This is a genomic window from Streptomyces sp. HD, from assembly GCF_028369295.1.
GTDB lineage: Bacteria > Actinomycetota > Actinomycetes > Streptomycetales > Streptomycetaceae > Streptomyces.
The window spans coordinates 1-19,830 of sequence record NZ_JAQMYP010000095.1; the positions used below are offsets into that span (position 1 = coordinate 1).

The 19,830-nt window shown below is 67.8% G+C and carries 11 protein-coding genes and 2 pseudogenes; all 13 read left to right on the top strand.

Annotation, left to right across the window (positions count from 1 at the left end; translation table 11 throughout):
• Window positions 1-655 (top strand): penicillin-binding transpeptidase domain-containing protein (locus POF73_RS44305; protein ID WP_272125126.1); only part of this gene is annotated, 655 nt, incomplete at its 5' end.
• Entirely contained in the window at window positions 652-1,851 is a 1,200-nt protein-coding gene (rodA, locus tag POF73_RS44310) for a rod shape-determining protein RodA (RefSeq protein ID WP_272125127.1), read from the top strand. The genes POF73_RS44305 and rodA, both read left to right, overlap by 4 nt.
• 258 nt (window positions 1,852-2,109) lie before the next feature.
• Complete coding sequence (locus POF73_RS44315) at window positions 2,110-3,618, top strand: CYTH and CHAD domain-containing protein (protein ID WP_272125128.1); 1,509 nt, start codon at window positions 2,110-2,112, stop codon at window positions 3,616-3,618.
• 341 nt (window positions 3,619-3,959) lie between these two features.
• Window positions 3,960-5,933: a TIGR03960 family B12-binding radical SAM protein gene (locus POF73_RS44320; protein WP_272125129.1), complete on the top strand. Its 1,974-nt coding sequence runs from the start codon at window positions 3,960-3,962 to the stop codon at window positions 5,931-5,933.
• A gap of 420 nt (window positions 5,934-6,353) precedes the next feature.
• Complete coding sequence (locus tag POF73_RS44325) at window positions 6,354-8,411, top strand: restriction endonuclease (protein WP_272125130.1); 2,058 nt, start codon at window positions 6,354-6,356, stop codon at window positions 8,409-8,411.
• A gap of 253 nt (window positions 8,412-8,664) precedes the next feature.
• Complete coding sequence (locus POF73_RS44330; protein WP_443049767.1) at window positions 8,665-11,292, top strand: NACHT domain-containing protein; 2,628 nt, start codon at window positions 8,665-8,667, stop codon at window positions 11,290-11,292.
• A 311-nt stretch (window positions 11,293-11,603) separates the two neighbouring features.
• Window positions 11,604-12,007: pseudogene (locus POF73_RS44335) on the top strand (TerD family protein); the annotation flags it as partial.
• Window positions 12,008-12,031: 24 nt separating this feature from the next.
• Window positions 12,032-14,146, top strand: coding sequence for a phosphorylase family protein (locus tag POF73_RS44340; RefSeq protein WP_272125131.1), 2,115 nt, complete (start codon window positions 12,032-12,034; stop codon window positions 14,144-14,146).
• A gap of 234 nt (window positions 14,147-14,380) precedes the next feature.
• Entirely contained in the window at window positions 14,381-15,391 is a 1,011-nt protein-coding gene (locus POF73_RS44345) for an esterase/lipase family protein (protein WP_272125132.1), read from the top strand.
• A 66-nt stretch (window positions 15,392-15,457) separates the two neighbouring features.
• Window positions 15,458-16,294: a YhjD/YihY/BrkB family envelope integrity protein gene (locus tag POF73_RS44350; protein ID WP_272125133.1), complete on the top strand. Its 837-nt coding sequence runs from the start codon at window positions 15,458-15,460 to the stop codon at window positions 16,292-16,294.
• Between the two features lie 100 nt (window positions 16,295-16,394).
• Window positions 16,395-17,507 carry a hypothetical protein gene (locus POF73_RS44355; protein ID WP_272125134.1) on the top strand — a complete coding sequence of 371 codons (1,113 nt, stop codon included), beginning with the start codon at window positions 16,395-16,397 and terminating at the stop codon, window positions 17,505-17,507.
• 48 nt (window positions 17,508-17,555) lie between these two features.
• Complete coding sequence (locus tag POF73_RS44360; RefSeq protein ID WP_272125135.1) at window positions 17,556-18,338, top strand: TIGR03936 family radical SAM-associated protein; 783 nt, start codon at window positions 17,556-17,558, stop codon at window positions 18,336-18,338.
• Window positions 18,339-18,599: 261 nt separating this feature from the next.
• Window positions 18,600-19,830: pseudogene (locus POF73_RS44365) on the top strand (Rne/Rng family ribonuclease); the annotation flags it as partial.

Here is a 19,830-nt window from a genome sequence, read left to right on the forward strand (position 1 = left end):
GATCTCCAACGGCGGCACCCTGTACGACCCGACCGTCGGCAAGGCCGTCATCAGCGCCGACGGCAAGAACGTCCAGGAGATCAAGCCCAAGTCCCACGGCAAACTGCCCATAAGCAAGAAGACGCTGGCCGAGATGGACGACGCCCTCGCCGGCGTCGCCACCCGAGGCACCGCGGCCTGGCGGTTCGCGGATGTCGGCTGGCCGCAGGACAAGATCCCGATGCACGCCAAGACCGGTACCGCGGAGGTCTACGGCAAGCAGACGACCTCCTGGTTCACCACGTACACCAAGGACTACTCGGTCGTCATGACCATCTCCCAGGGTGGTACCGGATCCGGCGCCTCGGGACCGGCCGTCCGCAACATCTACGACGCGCTCTACGGCGTCTCCGACGACGGCACGATCAACAAGAAGAACGCGCTGCTGCCGAAGCCGCAGGCCAGCCTGCCGAAGGTCCGCACGGACGGCACCATCACCTCGCCGAAGGTCTCCAAGGACCCGGCGAAGGAGCAGCAGGCCAGCCAGAAGGGCGCGGACGAACCCGACGAGCAACAGCTCGCCGGCACGGTGCCGACGCCGTCGGCCGAGAACCGGGACACCCGGCGCAGGCGCCGCCGGAGCCGTGGGCGGGGAAGCCGGAGGATGCTCACATGACCGGCGCCAACAGCTTCCAGGTCTCCGGGTACGGGCCCGAACGGGCGGGTTGGACCCGCCTGTTCGCCCGCGACTCGCTGGCCCGTCGGCTCGACTGGACGATGCTGCTGTCGGCGATCGCCCTGTCGCTGATCGGTTCGCTCCTCGTCTACTCGGCGACCCGCAACCGCACCGAGCTCAACCAGGACGACCCGTACTACTTCCTGGTCCGGCACCTGCTGAACACCGGCATCGGCTTCGCCCTGATGATCGGCACGGTCTGGCTCGGCCACCGCACCCTGCGCACGGCCGTGCCGATCCTGTACGGCGTCTCGGTCTTCCTGATCCTGTTGGTGCTCACCCCGCTGGGCTCGACCATCAACGGCGCCCACTCCTGGATCAAGCTCCCCGGCGGCTTCTCGCTGCAGCCCTCGGAGTTCGTGAAGATCACGATCATCCTGGGCATGGCGATGTTGCTGGCCACGAGAGTGGACGCGGGGGACAAGCAGTACCCCGACCACCGCACGGTTGTGCAGGCACTGGGCCTGGCCGCCGTACCGATGCTGATCGTGATGCTCATGCCCGACCTCGGCTCGGTCATGGTCATGGTGGTGATCGTGCTGGGCGTGCTGCTCGCGTCCGGTGCCTCCAACCGCTGGGTCTTCGGGCTGATCGGCACGGGGACGATGGGCGCGATCGCGGTCTGGCAGCTCGGCGTCCTGGACGACTACCAGATCGCCCGTTTCGCGGCCTTCGCCAACCCCGAGCTCGACCCGGCGGGCGTCGGCTACAACACCAACCAGGCACGTATCGCGATCGGTTCGGGCGGACTGACCGGCTCGGGGCTGTTCCACGGCTCGCAGACCACCGGCCAGTTCGTGCCGGAGCAGCAGACCGACTTCGTCTTCACGGTGGCGGGGGAGGAGCTGGGCTTCATCGGCGGCGGGCTGATCATCGTGCTCCTCGGCGTGATCCTGTGGCGGGCCTGCCGGATCGCGCGTGAGACGACCGAGCTGTACGGGACGATCGTCGCGGCGGGGATCGTGGCGTGGTTCGCCTTCCAGGCGTTCGAGAACATCGGGATGACGCTCGGGATCATGCCGGTGACCGGTCTGCCGCTGCCGTTCGTGTCGTACGGCGGGTCCTCGATGTTCGCGGTGTGGGTGGCGGTGGGGTTGCTGCAGTCGATCAGAGTGCAGCGTCCGATGTCCGCGTGACCGCTGCGGCGGGGCCGGGTGCCACCGGGCCTGGCCAGGGTTCGGCCGGGGCCTGCCCGGGCCTCGGCTTGGCCGGGGCCTGCCCGGCGGATTGGCGTCGTGGCGGGGTCCGCGGCGCCCGGTCCCACGGGTAGCCTGCGCCCCGCCACTGGACACGCCCGACGCCCGACCGTTTTCCCTGCCGCAGTCACCAGTTCCCCTGTGGTTCATGCCGAGTGGGCCCTGTCGTCGCGCCGTGACTCCTATTAGATTCGGGTCATGGCGGACACAAAGCGTGAGATCGAGCGGAAGTACGAGTCCGATCACAGCGGCCTGCCCGACCTGACCGGCGTCGCCGGTGTCGCGGCCGTCATCGACAAGGGTGTCACGCAGTTGGACGCCACCTACTACGACACCGAGGACGAGCGACTCGCCGCGTCGTCCATCACCCTGCGGCGCAGAACGGGTGGCTCCGACGCGGGATGGCATCTGAAGTTCCCCGTCTCCCCGGGGGTGCGGGACGAGATCCAGGCCCCGTTGTCCGACCGTCTGCCCCGCACCCTCGCGGGCCTCGTCCGCTCCCGGGTGCGGGACACCGAGTTGCTGCCCGTGATGCGGCTGCGTTCCGACCGGGATGTGCGCGACCTCGTCGACGGCGACGGCCGGGTGCTGGCCGAGGTCAGTGTGGACGCCGTACAGGCCGAGCGGTTCGGCGGTGACGGGGGTACCGCGCAGTGGACCGAGATCGAGGTGGAGCTGGCCGACGGCATCGACCAGGGGTTCCTCGACAAGGTCGAGAAGCGGCTGAAGAAGGCGGGCGTACGGCCCTCGTCGTCGGCGTCGAAGCTGCAGCGGGCGCTGGACGAGACGGGGCCGAAGAAGAAGCGGGGCAAGAAGGCCCGGGTGGCCCGGGAACTGGTCACCGCGGGCGATCATGTGCTCCTCTACGTCCGCACCCAGCGGAACGCCATCGTCGAGCTCGACCCGGCCGTGCGGCGGGACGTGTACGACTCCGTGCACAAGATGAGGGTCGCGACCCGGCGGATGCGTAGCGCCTTCAAGTCGTACGGAAAGGTCCTGGACCGGGCCGTGACCGACCCGATCGGCGAGGAACTGAAGTGGCTCGCCGGGGAACTGGGCGTCGACCGGGACCAGGAGGTGCTGACCGAGCGGCTGACGGCCGCCCTCGACGAGCTGCCGCGGACCTTGCTGACCGGTCCCGTCCGCACCCGGCTGCGCACCTGGTCGCACGCTCGTAGCGGAGGATCGCGGCGGCGGCTGATCAACGTGCTCGACGGCAAGAGGTATCTGGATCTGCTGGAGACCCTCGACGCCCTGATCGCCGATCCGCCGCTGCTGGAGGCGGCCGGCGGCAAGCCGGAGAAGGTGATCCGCAAGGCCGTACGGAAGGACTTCTCGAAGGTGTCCGGGCTGGTCGAGCAGGCGTTGGAGCTGGAGCCCGGGCACGAGCGGGATCTGGGGCTGCACGAGGCGCGCAAGAAGGCCAAGCGGGCGCGGTACTCGGCGGAGTCGGCGGTTCGGGCGCTCGGTGACCCGGCTTCCGGGCTGGTGAAGTCGATGAAGAGCCTGCAGAACCTGCTCGGCGACCACCAGGACAGCGTGATGACCCGGGAGGCGCTGCGCGACCTTGCGCGGCAGGCGCACGGGGCCGGGGAGCCGTCGTTCACCTACGGGCTGCTGTACGGGCGCGAGGAACGGCGCGCGGCCGAGGACGAGGCCGAGCTTCCCGGGCTCTGGAGGGACATCAAGGGCGGGGCGGGCTTCTGACGTAGGGAGTGCTGCTGACCTGCAGCGGGTCTCTGGCGTGCCGCAGCTCCGGGCGTATGGCTGGCTCCGGACGTACGGGTGGCACCGGGCGTACGGATGGCACCGGGCGTATGGCCGGCTCCGGACGTACGGTGGGCTGCTGACGTTCGGCGGGCCGCTTACGTGCTGTTCTCCGGCGTGTACGGGAGCAGTGACGTACGGGGGACAGCGGCGTTCCTGGCGGTGGCGTTTGTGTGCCGACGGGGGTCGTGGCGATGCTGGGCGTGCGGGATGCTGTCGCGGTCGCGTTAGGCTAGATGGTCACCCCTGTCCGTTCAGTCCAGCTCACGAAGGTTCGCGAGATGTCTGCCGAAGCCGCTGCGGCCGCCGAGTCCGTGTTCCCGCAGCTCGAAGCTCTGCTCCCGCATGTGCAGAAGCCGATCCAGTACGTCGGCGGAGAACTCAACTCCACGGTCAAGCCGTGGGAGTCCTGTGACGTCCGCTGGGCGCTGATGTACCCGGACGCGTACGAGGTCGGGCTGCCCAACCAGGGCGTCATGATCCTCTACGAGGTACTGAACGAGCAGGAAGGCGTCCTCGCCGAGCGCACGTACAGCGTGTGGCCGGACCTGGAGGCGCTGATGCGGGAGCGTGGCGTCCCGCAGTTCACGGTGGACAGCCACCGGCCGGTTGGTGCCTTCGACGTGTTCGGGCTCAGCTTCTCCACCGAGCTGGGCTACACGAACATGCTCACCGCCCTGGACCTGGCCGGGATCCCGCTGGAGTCCAAGGACCGCACGATCGACGACCCGATCGTCCTCGCGGGCGGCCACGCGGCCTTCAACCCCGAGCCGATCGCGGACTTCATCGACGCGGCGATCATCGGCGACGGCGAGCAGGCCGTCCTCGACATGACGAAGATCATCCGTGAGTGGAAGGCGGAGGGCTGCCCCGGCGGCCGCGAAGAGGTCCTCTTCCGCCTCGCGAAGACGGGCTCGGTGTACATCCCGGCGTTCTACGACGTCGAGTACCTCCCGGACGGCCGTATCGCCCGTGTCGTACCGAACAAGAGCGGTGTCCCGTGGCGTGTGTCCAAGCACACGGTCATGGACCTGGACGAGTGGCCGTACCCCAAGCAGCCGCTGGTCCCGCTCGCCGAGACGGTCCATGAGCGCATGTCCGTGGAGATCTTCCGCGGCTGCACGCGCGGCTGCCGTTTCTGCCAGGCCGGCATGATCACCCGTCCGGTCCGGGAGCGTTCGATCACCGGCATCGGTGACATGGTCGACAAGGGCCTGAAGGCGACGGGCTTCGAGGAGGTCGGTCTGCTGTCCCTGTCGTCGGCGGACCACTCGGAGATCGGCGACATCGCCAAGGGCCTGGCCGACCGCTACGAGGAAGACAAGATCGGCCTGTCGCTCCCGTCCACCCGGGTGGACGCGTTCAACGTCGACCTGGCGAACGAGCTGACGCGCAACGGCCGCCGCTCCGGCCTGACCTTCGCCCCCGAGGGCGGCAGCGAGCGCATGCGCAAGGTCATCAACAAGATGGTGAGCGAGGAAGACCTCATCCGGACGGTCGCCACCGCGTACGGCAACGGCTGGCGTCAGGTGAAGCTGTACTTCATGTGCGGCCTGCCGACGGAGACCGACGACGACGTCCTCCAGATCGCCGACATGGCGATGAACGTCATCGCCAAGGGCCGCGAGGTGTCGAGGTCCAACGACATCCGCTGCACGGTCTCGATCGGCGGCTTCGTCCCCAAGCCCCACACCCCCTTCCAGTGGGCCCCGCAGCTCTCCGCCGAGGAGACGGACGCCCGCCTGGAGAAGCTCCGCGACAAGATCCGCGGCGACAAGAAGTACGGCCGCTCCATCGGATTCCGCTACCACGACGGCAAGCCCGGCATCGTCGAGGGCCTCCTCTCCCGCGGCGACCGCCGTATCGGCGCCGTCATCCGCGCGGTCTACGACGACGGCGGCCGCTTCGACGGCTGGCGCGAGCACTTCTCCTACGACCGCTGGATGAGCTGCGCGGACAAGGCGCTGGAGCCGTTCGGCGTGGACGTCGACTGGTACACGACCCGCGAGCGGACGTACGAGGAGGTCCTCCCCTGGGACCACCTGGACTCCGGCCTCGACAAGGACTGGCTCTGGGAGGACTGGCAGGACGCCCTCGACGAGACCGAGGTCGAGGACTGCCGGTGGACGCCGTGCTTCGACTGCGGGGTGTGCCCGCAGATGGACACCCACATCCAGATCGGCCCGACGGGGAAGAAGCTGCTGCCTCTTACGGTCAAGAACGCTGCGCCGGCGCCTAGCGGTCACTCTCACTGAGGTGGGCGAGGCGCTCGATCGGGTGATTGCGGCCCTGGCTGAGGTGAGCGAGGAAGAGGTGGCCGCTGCGCTGGCTGCTGTCGGGGCTTCTGGCCTTCGACGGTCAGGGCCGCGGCGCGCGCCCGTTACACCGCTGCCGGGCCCCGCAGATCCCTCGGGCATCCGTTCAGAGGTCGAGTGGGTCTGAGTGCTCAGACCTCGGTGAGGCCCCGTACGGCGATGTTGAGCCCCCTCTCAATGCAGAGGGGGCTCAATGCTGTCCGACGCCGGTGAGCTGCCTGAACGGTCGGCTCAGCTTGCCTTTGGCAAGTTGATATCCAGGATGATGATTACTGGATAAAGTCGGATTGTTACTACTGGTTGCGGGGGCAACCAGGTTTGGTCGGCGGTGCCGACGTCCCTGGGGAGGGCAGGTAGCGCATGAGTCGTCGCTCTGCTGGTTTGGTCGGCGTCTGGGCTGAGATGCAGCGTCAGCAACAGCGCCAGATGGAAGCTGAGGCGAGACAGCGCAGGGAGGAGGCTCGGCAGGCGCGGGCTTATCAGCGGCTCGCTGCTCAGGGGCATCGAGAGTTTCGGCAGGCGGAGGCCAGGCGGCGTACGGAGGAGATCGAAGCCCAGGTCGCGTCCTTACAAGGACTGCTGGTCGCTGGTTGCCATGCCCCGGTCTTCAGAGCGTCGTCCCTGATGCGCCCGGAAGAGATTGCACCGTTCGATCCAGGGCCGCTTGCGTGGCCTGTGCGTATGCCGGATCAGAGCCAGTACCAGGCGCAGGGAGGCTGGACCGCAAGTCGGCGTGCACAAGCTCAAGCCGAGGCGCGGGCTCATTTCGAACGTGACTGGCACGCGGCGCAGGCTGCCGAAGCGCAGCGGCAGCAGCAGTTAGCGGCCGCACAGCAGGAGTATGCGCGAGGGGCGGAGGCTCAGCGGTCGGAGATACGTCGGCACAACGGCGGCATTGTCGAGGTGACCGCGGGGGTGAGGCGAGGCGAGCCGGACTCCGTGATCGAGTACTTCTCGGCCGCGCTCTACTCGTCGACTGCCTGGCCTGATGGGTTCCCGCGGCAGGTTGCGGCAGCCTTTGACCCAGCGGCCCGACAACTCGTCCTGGACTGGGAGATGCCCACGTACGACGTCGTGCCTGAGGCGAAGTCGGTGAGGTACGTCCCCTCTCAGGACCAGGACAAGGAGACCGCTCGTCCGGTGACCCAGCGTCGGGCGTTGTACCGAGAGGTGCTGGCGCAGAGCATGCTGCTGGTGTTGCACCAGCTATTCGCCGCGGATGAGTACGGCATCCTCGACTCGGTCGCCTTGAACGGCTTCGTGGACGCGCCGGACCCGGCGACGGGAAGGCAGTCGCACATTTTTCTGGCGACCGTTATGGCTGGACGGTCGGGCTTCACCGAGCTGCATCTGGAGCAGGTGGATCCCGTCAGTTGTCTGACCGACGCTTTGCGCGGACAGCTCGCCACTCGCCCCGATCAGCTCACCTCGGTGCGGCCGAGCCGTCAGCCTCGGGACGTCGGCAATCACGTCGTCACGCATGGCGGGGATGAGGAACCGGATCTGTACGACATGGATCCGATCGCCTTCGAGTCGCTGGTCGCGGAGCTGTTCCGTGCGATGGGGATGCAGGCGGTGACGACTGAGCGCTCGAACGACGGAGGCGTTGATGTCGACGCCCTGGACCCGACTCCCATCCGGGGCGGCAAGATCGTCGTACAGGTGAAGCGCTACCGAGCAACGGTGCCGCCTACTGCTGTGCGTGACTTGTACGGCACGGTCCAGGACCGTGGCGCCAACAAGGGCGTTCTGGTGACCACCTCGGCTTTCGGACCCGGTTCGCACACGTTCGCCCGCGGTAAGCCTCTGGAGCTCATCTCTGGTAGTGAGCTTGTCGATCTGCTGCACAGGCACGGGCTACGTGGTCGTCTGGGGGAGGGAGGGCGAGCGGCTCCCACGCAAACGGCGCCGTCCGGGTCAGCAACCCCGACTGACGACTACAACGTGTTGGGTATGACGTGGTCGGGGAATGTCGCTTTGGATGTGTGCGCGCTCGTATGTCGCGGTAGCCGGGTTCTGAGCGAAGAGCACTTCGTGTTCTTCAACAACCCCCAGACTCCGGATGGTTCGGTGCGAGCAGTGCCGGCGCGGGCGCCGGACAAGGCAGCTATTCGTGTTTCCTTTGACGCGCTCCCCCAGGAAGCTGATCGGTTCGTGGTCGTGGCTGCTGTTGACCCAGAGGTGAACCCGGACGCGGACCTGTCAGGCTTCACCGACGCTTGTATCAGGCTGCTGGATCCGGCAAGGGTGGAGCTCGGCCGACTTGACGTCTCCGATGGCCGCTCCGGGGAGACAGCTCTGGTGCTGGGCTCCTTCCGGCACCGGCCGAGCGGTGACTGGGACTTCGTCCTCGGTGGAAAGGGCTACCCGCGGGGTCTGGAACAGCTCCTCCAGGACTACGGCATCGAGGTGGAGTAGCACCACCCACGCTCTGCGTAGTTCAGGGCGTGCCCGGCCATGGACACGCATATTTAGGTCGACCAGACCGGGAAGAAGGTGTTGCCGTTGACGATGAAGGCTCCCACGCCAAGGCATAGCCGTCCGTCAGGTGAAACATGATCTCCGACGGCCTCGAAGTGGTGGACCCTGCCCTGGGGGGTGATCCTTCACTTTGGCCCCAGTCGTGCATTCAACGGCCATGGTCGGCCTCGGAGTTCTATGCTGAAGCATCATGGAACCGGTGAGCATTGGGGCTCGACTCGCATCGAGCATCGTTGTCCCGTTGGTGAAGAAGCTGTTTGTGGTGGACGGGTCCGGTGCAGGTCTGGTAGACCGCCCAGTGCGCGTCTCCCAACTAGTTTCATTTCGCGGAGAGAAACGGACCCTCTCGGACTCTGATCTCCGCAAGGTCGCAGAGGAGTTGGTGGATCGCGCAGCGCAGTCCACCGGAGTGTCGGAGCGCCTTGCTGGTTACGAGCAACGTGCAGTGGTGAACGCGGTCGCACACTCACTCAGCTCCCTGGGACATATCGAAATGGACGATGTACAAGCCGTCCGGCTCGGCTATCTGGAACTGTCTCGACTCCTGCGGTCGAGAAACCAGGCAGCCACACTTGGTCTCTCGAGCGATGCAGTGTTATTGCATGCAAGCGTCGTAGATACGGCCTGTTTGCACATCCTGCACTTCTTCACCACGAGATCTACCTTCGTGCCGCGCACGCTAGTTGAGCAAAGTCGCAGGATCGAAGAACTCTCTTCGAAGATCGATGTACTTATTCGGCGGAGCCCTTCCCCGGCGGACGGCGGTTTCGAGGAACGGTATGCGCGCTACATATCCAAAAAACATGGCAAGTTGACAATTTTCGGCCTTGATCTGTCCGAATCTTCGGCTTCTTGGCCTCTCGATGCGGCCTATTTGAGCTTAGAAGCGACCGAGACCGCGGTTGGCGAGGTCCCGCTGGTGCTCCCCGCCGAAAAAGTCCTTGCCGGGCGTGATCGGGTGCTCTTGCGAGGAGTGGCAGGTTCCGGAAAAACCACTCTGGTGCAGTGGTTGGCGGTCAGTGCCGTTCGTAACGACCTCGATGAGCGGCTCCTATACCTGCATGGCTTGGTGCCGTTCGTACTGCCTCTGCGGTCACTGACCCGAGCCGGGCCAAGGCTGCCCGCCCCGGACGAGTTCCTTGCTGCCGTTGGGTGCCCGATCGCCCATGCCCAGCCCACAGGCTGGTACGACCGTGTTCTTACTGCAGGGCGTGGGTTGATGTTGGTCGACGGCATCGACGAGATGCCCGAGGGGGAACGCGAGGAAGCCCGCAACTGGTTGAAGGATCTCATCGATTCCTACCCCCAGAATCATTGGCTTGTGACTTCACGTCCCTCGGCCGTGCGAGAACACTGGCTAGCAGACGAGGGGTTCTCGGAGCTGGATCTGTCGCCCATGAGCCGCGACGATGTCGCCGCGTTCATCGAACGTTGGCACAAAGCGGCCGGAAGCGCGGATGCATATGGTAAGGAACTACTCTACGCAATACGTGCCAAGCAAGAACTTGCCCGGCTTGCCACCAACCCACTCATGTGCGCACTAATTTGCGCGCTGCATCGTGATCGTAGGGGCTACCTTCCCGATGGACGTAAAGAACTCTATGACGCGGCTCTGTCCATGCTGCTGTCCAGGCGAGACCGGGAGCGCGGTGTCTACAAAGCGGGCGACATGCGCATCGGCGAAACCCACCAGGTTCAGCTGATCCAGAAGCTGGCATATTGGTTGATCCGCAACGGTCGTTCGGAGATGGATAAACGTGATGTGCTGGACTTGCTATCTCAAGCGCTGACGGCGATGCCGCGTGTCGCTGAGCAGGGCACGGTGAAGCAGATCTACCAGCACCTTCTAGTTCGAAGTGGCCTGCTTATAGAGCCTATTGAAGGCACTATGCAGTTCATTCACAGAACATTTCAAGACTACCTCGGAGCGAGAGCGGCCGTGGAGAGCCTCGATTTCGACTTCCTAGGTGGTAGCGCCCACCTTGACCAGTGGGAGGACGTCATCCGAATGGCCGTAGCTCACGCGCGCCCGGCAGAACGTACCCGATTACTCACCAGTCTGATCGAACGCGGCGACTCTTCCGCAGGTTTTCGCCACCGCCTCCATCTGTTGGCTGCGGCGTGCTTGGACGACGCCACAGAGCTTGATCCTTCTGTGCGAACCGAAGTTCAGCAGCGTGCCGAGCAGCTCATTCCTCCGCGTTCCCTCGCCCAAGCTCGCGGCCTCGCAGATGTCGGCCCGGTTGTACTCGAACTGCTGCAAGGTCCGGAGGGTCTCACTTCAGACGAAGCCTACTTCACCGTCTTGGCCGCTGTTCGGGTCGGGACCGATGCGGCTATTTCCGTGTTGACCCGTTTCCGGGCCGTAGATGACTTACGGGTGCGTGCTGAACTAGCCCTAGCGTGGAGTCGATTCGACACTGACCGCTACGCTGAAGAAGTGATCGCCCACCTACAGGAGGGCGACTTCTATTTCGTAGTTACGAGCAGTCGAGAACTTCAGGCCCTGCGCAGATTCGGTGGAAGATCACTATTGAAGATAGCATCGCCTATCAGTCCCGAGGAGATCAAACGCTATTGTGTGGCTGATCGCCTCGTAGGACTGTGCATCGCGGCGGATCTGCGTTGTTCTTGGGAGTGGCTCGGCGACTTTTCCCGTCTTACGCAGTTGACATTGGAGACTTCCCTGCCCGACATCGATGTGACTTCGTTGCGGCAAGTCTTTTCCCTCCGCACTCTTCAGTTACCCGCCGGAACGAGGGTGGTTGGAGCTGAACGGTTGTCTCCAGGCCTGGAGATCATTGTCGGTGCTGGTTGAACGGCTCCCACGGGTCGAAGAACTCGTTGCTGCTGGCCTGCCGCCCGACGCGGGGGCGAGATTGGGACGTAAGGTCCGCGTAAAAATGAATTTCAGAAAGCCTCGGCGAAGTCGTCTTCCTTGAGTATCAAGCGGTCCCGCACGTCCTTGGGGATCATGAGCTTCATGTGGATGTGCGGTGCGCGTACGCCCAGCGCCTGCTGCGTGGCTGCTGTCGGCGTTTCGCGCCGAACCGCAGTCGGGTGAAGCGGTGGCAATTTTGGCACCCCTGCTCGAAGCGGCCCCGGTCTCGCTCGCGGTGGTTCGGTGACCTGAGCGAAGAGCACTTCGTCTTCTTCAACACCCCACGGACTCCGGACGGTTCGGTCTGTGCAGCGTCGGCTCAGTCGCCGGACAAAGCGGCGATTCGCGTCTCCTTCGATGCACTGCCGCAGGAGGCTGACCGGTTCGTGCTCGTGGCGGCCGTCGATCCGGAGGCGAACCCGGACGCTGACCTGTCGGGATTCACCGACGCCTGCATCCGACTGCTCGACCCGGCCAGGAACGAACCGGGTCGGCTCGACGTCTCGGACGGCCGCTCGGGCGAAGCTCTGGTGCTGGGCTCGTTCCGCTGCAGGCCGAATGGTGACTTGACTGGGATTTCGTCCTTGGAGGGAAGGGCTACACGGAGGGTCTTGTACAACTCCTTCAGGAGTACGGCATCGAAGTGGAGTAGAACTCCGGAGGAGCTGGTACAGGCATGGCGGTTGACGTGGAGACGGGCGAGGTCGACGCGCTGATCATCACGGCGCTGGAGGAGGAGTACGAGGCGGCTCGCTCCGTCGGCTTGGCCGGGTACGCGGGGCACCCCGGTGTCGCGACCTGGGAGGAACGGGAGTTGGAGTCCTTGACTCCCTTTCTCCTCGGAACGTACGTCCTGGCCGACGGTTCGCGCATGACCGTGGCGCTGGCACGGCCCACCAGGATGGGTGCCACCGCGACCGCGCCGGTGGTGTCGACGCTCGTGGAACGCCTGCGGCCTCGTTGCCTCGCCATGTGCGGGGTGTGCGCCGGCAACCCGGCCGATGTGGCCCTCGGTGACGTGGTGGTGGCGGAGTTGGCGTACGCCTACGACGAGGGGAAGCGTACGCAGGGCGGTTTTGAGGGAGATCATCGCCAGATTCCCGCGCCCGATGGGTGGGTGCGCGCCGCGCAGGACATGGACACGACGGATCTGCCCAGTTTCGGCGAGGCATCCCCGTATGCGGCACGGATCTGGCTGATGGAGCGCCTCTACGCCGGCGAGGATCCCAGACGGCATCCGGCACGCAGTCGTTTTCTGTCCCAGGCATCGTGGATCGAGCAGATCCAGAGCCTGCAGGAGGACGGCCTGGTGGTCCGGGAAGGCGCGGCACTCTCGCTGACGGACGCGGGGTTCGCGCACATCGAACAACTCGTCTATGACGATCTGGACGGTCCCCGGGAGTTACCGTTCGCCGTCGTGGTCGGGCCCATGGCCAGTGGCAACGTCGTGGTGAAGGACGGGCTCACCTGGGACCGGCTGAAGCGATGGGGAGTGCGCTCGGTCGCCGGTCTGGAGATGGAGTCCGCCACCATTGCCCAGGTCGCACATCGGCTGGGGCTGTCCGACTGGGTGGTGGCCAAAGGCGTTATGGACCACGCCGATCCGCGCAAGGACGACCGGTACAAGAAGTTCGCGGCGCGCTCCTCCGCAGAGGTTCTGTTCAAATTGCTGGGGCGGCGCCTGGCTTCTCCGCATACGTCCGCGCAGAAGGGGCTCACGTCAAGGATCAGGTCCGTTTACGTCATCGGTGGCGTCACGGGTGAAACGAACTATCCCGATTACGAGACGCCCGAGCTCACACACGTCTGCGAGCAACTCGGGCAAGCCGTGGCGAAGGCCGGTGCTGAACTCGTCGTATGCAGCCCTTTTCCCGATTCGGCCGACCTCCATACGGTGATTGGCTACGTCCGGTCCGGCGTGGGCCGCATCGTCCATCTCCACAGCCCTCGGCATCCGGAGGTCGCCGAGAAGCAGGCGAGGATGCTTGAGATGCTGGGGCGCGGTCACGATACGGAGATCAGGAACTGGTATTACCCGGGGCCGGAAGACGATGACTCCAAGGAACAGGCGTGGCTGCTGTGCCAGATCCAGGCCCTCGAAGAAGCCGATGTGGTGATTGCGATCGGAGGCCGCGTCTCGAAAACCGCGAACACGGTGCTCCACCTCGCGGAGGCACGCAGGAAGCCGATCGTGCCGTTCGCATTTCTCGGCGGTGCGTCCCGGCGTGCATATGAAAGGCGGGACTGGGCGCGCATCTATCCCGCACTCGACCATCGTCGGCTCATGGAAAGAGATGCGGTGGCCGACGCCATGAAGATCGCGGATCAGATGCTGACCGCCCGGTTGCGGACACACCACAACTACGACTGGCCGCCTCGCCGCGTATTCATCAGCCGGGCGAGGCCCGATGCTCACTTCGCGCAGGCCCTTGAGGCCCACCTCTCCGGCGCGGGTATCCATGCCCTGATCGGCGAAAGGGAACTGCGGCCGGACCGCATGGTCAACCCCACGATCGAGGACGCGGTTCTCTCCGCGGACCTGTTCGTCGTCCTCTGGAGCAGGTCGTACGCACTGAGCAGATTCTGCTACGACGAGATCGAGTTGGCCCTGCGGCGGCACAAGGTCGGCGAACTCCAACTCTGGATCATCAACCTCGACGGTTCGGACATCGTGCCGCCCCAGGCTCGTGCTCTGCCGCAGGCCTTGGCGAGAACGCCGCACGCCCTCGTAGCCCTCGTCCGTGAACTGCTGGAGCACGCTGAACCGGCGCCTGCGGCCCCCCGGGAGTGAACGCCGCGCGGCGCCGCCGAGCGGGCACATGCACTGCGCCCCCCCATCCGGGCCCTTCGGCCACACCGGCGAAGCCCTGGCTGTCAAATTCGCCCCGGGATTCCGTGGGCTGGACGGATGAATGCGGTCTGCTCCATAAGGAGTGCCGCGAGCGGCTGTTGGGCGCTGCGGGAGGCCGCTCCTCGATCATCTTCGCGTCGGCGCTCGGCCGGCATCGAGACGAGGAGTGGCCCGATGACGGATCGCAGTGTTTCCCGGGGACGGTCGAACCGGCGGCGCACGAGGTGGGCCGCCGCCTGCGCGGGGCTCGCTCTGTCGCTGACCGGGGCGCTGCAGGGGCAGGCGACGGCGGCCGTACCCGACGCGCCGACGCCGCCGCGGCCACCGGGGCGGATCCTCGACGTCCCCCTGGCGGCGACCGGGGGGCTCCTCGACCCGGAAGCGTCGCCGGCCGGGGCCAACGACTGGAGCTGCCGCCCCACCCGCAAGCACCCGCGCCCGGTCGTACTGCTCCACGGCTCCGCGGCGAACGCCTTCAACAACTGGAGCATGCTGTCCCCGTGGCTGAAGCAGCAGGGCTACTGCGTCTTCGCCCCCAACTACGGCGGGACGCCCGGCAGTCCGTTCCAGGCGACCGGCCCCATCGCGAAGTCCGCCCGTGAGGTCGCCACTTACGTCGACCGCGTACTGAAGGCCACCGGCGCCCGCCAGGTCGACCTCGTCGGACACTCGCAGGGCGGCGGGCCCACGCCCCGCTGGTATCTGCGGTTCGAGGGCGGCACGAATCCCGCGCATCCGAAACGGAACAAGGTGCGCAGCCTCATCGCCCTGGCCCCCTCCAACCACGGCGGGAGCGTCTCCGGCATCGGCACGCTGACCACCAAACTGGGGCTCAACCCGACCATGTCCGCCCTCGTCGGCCAGGCCTGGTCGGACCAGATGCCGGGCTCCGAGATGAACCAGAAGCTCGACCGCGACGGGGACACCCAGCCGGGCGTCCGCTACACCGTCATCGCCACCCGGTTCGACGAGTTCGCCACCCCTTACACGAACAACTTCCTGACCCCGGGACCGGGCGCGACCGTCCGGAACATCCTGATCCAGGACATCTGCCCGCAGGACATCTCCGAGCATCTCTCGCTCGCGTACGACACCAACGCCGCCCAACTCGTGCGCAACGCCCTCGATCCCGCCCACGCCCAGCCCGTCCGCTGCGGCCTCTCCCTGCCCGTACTCGGCGGCTGAGCCGAGGCGACGGCAGGCACCTTGCCCGGCCTGCGACGGCGACAGGGCGCACGGGCGGGAGGCGGCATGGCATGGACGGCCCGGCTCAAACGCCTGCACCTCCGGGCCGAGCAGCGCTTTCCCGTGCTCACCGAGCTGACGGACCGACTGCTGTCCGCGAACCTCCTGGACGCGGCCACCAGACTCGCCGCCCAGGCGTTTCTGGCGGCCGTTCCCCTGCTCTTCGCCGTCGCGGCGTTCACCCCCGACAGCGTGCGCGACCAGCTCCTGGACTCGCTGCGCTCCATGTTCGGACTGTCCGGCGCGGCGGACCGGCAACTGCGGCAGGTGCTAACCGACTCCGCCGACGAGACCGCGCGGCAGACCAGCGGCGCCGTCGGACTGGCGCTGGCGCTGATCTCCGCGACCAGCTTCAGCCGCGCCATGGCCCGAGTCTGCGAACGGGCCTGGCGGCTGCCCAGGGCGGCCACCCGGATCGCCGCCTGGCGCTGGGTGGCCTGGCTGCTCGCCCTGGTCCTGGTGGTCCTGCTGCAAGGCCCGATCCGTGAGGGCTTCGGCGTCGGCCTCTGGCTCGGCACCCCGCTCCTCTTCCTGATCGGCACCGCCGTCTGGCTCTGGACCCAGCACCTGCTGCTCGCCGGCCGCGTCCCCTGGCTGCCCCTGCTCCCCGGCGCGGTCCTGGTCTCGGCCGCGACCAGCACCCTCGGCCTCACGGCCCGCCTCTACGTCCCCAACGCCCTCAACCGTGCCATCGAGAACTACGGCGCCCTGGGCCTGGTCCTCGTCCTGCTGTCCTGGCTGATCGTGCTGTGCGCCGCCATCACCTTCGGCGTGACCATCGGCGCCGTACTCGCGCAGGGACCGCCGCTGAACCGGTACCTGAGGACGGAACGCACTCCCTGACGGCCGGATCCCTGACGGCCGGATCCCTGACCGCCGGATCCCTGACGGCCGGATCCCGGACAACTGCATCCGGCCAAGCCGTTCCGGCGTCTACGACGGTATGGATCTCGAAAAAGCGCCGCCGCGCCGCCAGGAACCGGAGGGGTGTCTGGTCGTCGCGATCCGCATTCCGGTGCGGATCGTCGTGCTCGTGCTGGTCGTGCCGGTGCGGATGGCGTGGGACGCGCTCGTCGTCGCCGGGCGGTTCCTGAACGACACGGTGCTCCGGCCGGTGGGCCGGGCGCTGCTGTGGCTCGGGCGGGCGGTGTTCGTGTGGCCGTTCGTGGGGCTGTGGCGATACGTCGTCGTACCCGTCGCGAAGGGGCTCGCCTGGCTGGGCAACGTGCTCCTCGTCATACCGACGGTGTGGCTGTACCGGCATGTGCTGACTCCGGTGGGGCACGCGTGCGCGTGGCTGGCACGAGGGATCGGCGCCGGGCTCGGGTGGCTCCACGCGCGCGTGCTCACTCCGATCGGGCACGCGGTGACGTGGGTCCTCAGGGGGATCGGCGCGGTACTCGCCGCGATCGGACTCGGCGTGTTCGGCGCCGTGGCGTGGCTGGCGCGGTATCTCGTCGTGGTCCCCGCCCTGTGGGTGTACGAGTGGATCCTCACGCCGGTCGGACAGGCGATCGCCTGGTGCGCGAGGGGCCTGGCGTGGCTCGTGAGCACCGTCTTCACCGGGATCGGGATCGCGCTGTACTGGACCGTCCGCGTCCTGTTCGTGCTGCCGGCGCTGGGCCTGTACCGGTGGGTGCTCGCGCCCGTCGGCCGGGTGCTCGCCGTCGTCGGCCGGGAGATCCGGGACGCCCTCGGGCACGCGTGGCGGGTCGCCGGGCGGATCTCCCTCGCCGTCGGCCGCTTCCTCGCGAACCTCTTCCGCTGGGTCTTCGTCGAGCCGGTGCGATGGGTGTACCGCACGGTGCTCACGCCCATCGGGCACGTCGTCCGCGACGCGGTACTGCGGCCCGTCGCCGAGGCCGCCCGCAGCGTGGGCCGGGCCACCCGGCAGGCCCTCACCGCCGCCCGCGAGTCCGTACGACAGGCGCGTGCCGACTTCCGGCGGATGCTGTTCGGGGAGCCGAAGCAGCGGGAAGGAGTGGACCGGCGGGAACCTCGGGGCCGCGAGACACGTACTCTTGGTAGCAGTACGACCGCTCTCACGAAGGACTGAACGACACTGGGCAAGCGACAGCCCGAAGGCCCGCCGCCCGCACCCGCGGTGCAGCGCATCCGACTGCGTTACACCAAGCGCGGCCGCCTCCGGTTCACCAGCCACCGTGACTTCCAGCGCGCCTTCGAGCGTGCGCTGCGCCGTGCCGAGGTGCCGATGGCGTACTCGGCGGGGTTCACGCCGCATCCGAAGGTGTCGTACGCCAATGCCGCACCCACCGGCACGGGCAGTGAGGCGGAGTACCTGGAGATCGCGCTCACCGAAGCGCGCGATCCGGAACAGCTGAGAGCGCTTCTCGACGAGTCGCTGCCCGCCGGGCTCGACGTCATCGAGGCGGTCGAATCGCGGACCTCCGGGCTCGCCGACCGGCTCACGGCGTCCGTCTGGGAGCTGCGGCTCGACGGCGTGGACCCGGCCGACGCCGAGCGCGCGGTCGCGTCCTTCAACGCCGCCGACGCCGTCGAGGTCCAGCGCATGACCAAGAACGGCGTGCGCGTCTTCGACGCCCGCCCGGCGGTCGTGAACCTCGTAAGCACCGACGGAACGGAAACGCACAGTTCGGCAGCTGATAGGCCGACCGACCAGCCCTGTGCGATACTGCGGCTGGTTGTTCGGCACGTGACGCCTGCCGTACGACCCGACGACGTCCTGTCCGGTCTCCGCGCCGTGGCCGACCTGGCGCCGCCGGTCCCCGCAGCGGTGACCAGGCTGGCGCAGGGGCTGTTCGATGAAGAGACCGGCACGGTGACCGACCCGCTCGCGCCCGACCGCGAGGCAGCGACGGCCCCACCCATGGCCGAGACCGCTGCCGCCGCGACGGCGCCGGCGTAAGGAAGGTTCCGTAGGGACGGACGTCGAAAGCGCCGCCCTCGTACTCGGGAGCCACCTGGGTCGGGCAGCGCACCGACCAGAAGACTTTCGCCAGGCCGTACGCATGAGGCGTACGGAACCGGCGAGACAGGACACAGAGAGCTCCCGTGCGGCGCCCGCGCCCCGGACGGCGGCAGTCGCGCATCGCGCGAGCCGCGGACGTCACCGGCATACCGCCGGACCAGGCGCGGCGCCCGGGAGCCTGACGGGAGAAACGCCCGCATGCTCGAACCGACCGAACCCACCCAGGGTTCCGAAGAACCGAACACCCCCAGCGACACCCTGCCGCCGCGCCGGCGGCGGCGTGCCGCGTCCCGCCCGGCGGGCCCGCCCGTGGCCGGCGCCGAGGCGCAGCCCGCAGAGGTGGTCGAGCCGGCCATACCGGTCGCCGATGTCGCCGATGTCACGGCGGTGACCGAAGAGGCCGACGAGAGCGTCGAGGCCGAGGTGACTCCTGAGGCTGCGGAAGCCGAGGAGACCGAAGCGGCCGAGAAGCCCGATGAGGCGGTGGCCGCCGAGGAGGCCGCACCCGCCCGTCGTTCGCGTCGGCGCGCGGTGCGCCGTGCGTCCGCGCCTGCCGGTGCGCCCGAGACTGCCGAGGCCGCCGAGACCGTGGTGCCTGCCGTTGCTGCCGCGCCGGTCGCCGAGGAGGCGAGCCCGGCCGTCACGGCGGCGCCCGCCGCTGAGGAGGCCACCGAGGAGGCGGCGCCCGCCCGTACGCGTCGGCGTGCGGTGCGTCGCGCCTCCGCGCCCGTCGGTGCTCCGGCCGCCGCCGAGGCCGCTGAGACCGTCGTCTCCGGTTCCGCCGCCGCTGAGGCCGTTGAGGAAGCCGACAGCTCTGCCGCCGCCGAGGCGCCCGCCGCCGACGAGGAGGCCGCACCCGCCCGTCGTTCGCGTCGGCGTGCCGTGCGCCGTGCCTCCGCGCCCTCCGGTGCTCGGGCCGAGGCCGCCGAGGTCGCCGAGGCCCCCGAGGAGACGGAGAAGCCCGCCGAGTCGGGCGAGGCCACTGAGACTGCTGAGGTCGCCGAGTCCGCCGAAGCCGCTCCGCGTCGTACGCGTCGTCGTGCCACGCGGCGGGTTTCCGCCCCCGCCGACGAGGCGCCCGCTGCCGAGGCTCCCGCCGGGACGCCGGTGACCGCGGAGACCCCCGTGACCACCGGTGACGAGGCGGAGGCCGCCGCGGTGACCGGTACCGAAGCGCCTGCCGAGGCCGCCGAGGAAGCCGCCCCGCGCCGGCGCCGTCGGGTGGCGAGGAGTGCCGCAACCGGGTTCGCCGAGCCCGCTCGGTCCGCCGCCGACGAGTCCGCCGAGGCGCCGCGTCCGGCGCGGCCCGCGATGGCCGTGTTCCAGGCGCCCGTGTTCACCGAGCCGCAGTTCCAGACGCCCGAGTCGGGGGGGGGGGGGGGGGGGGGCGCGGGCGGGGGGGGGTGGGGGGGGGGGGGGGTGGGGGCGG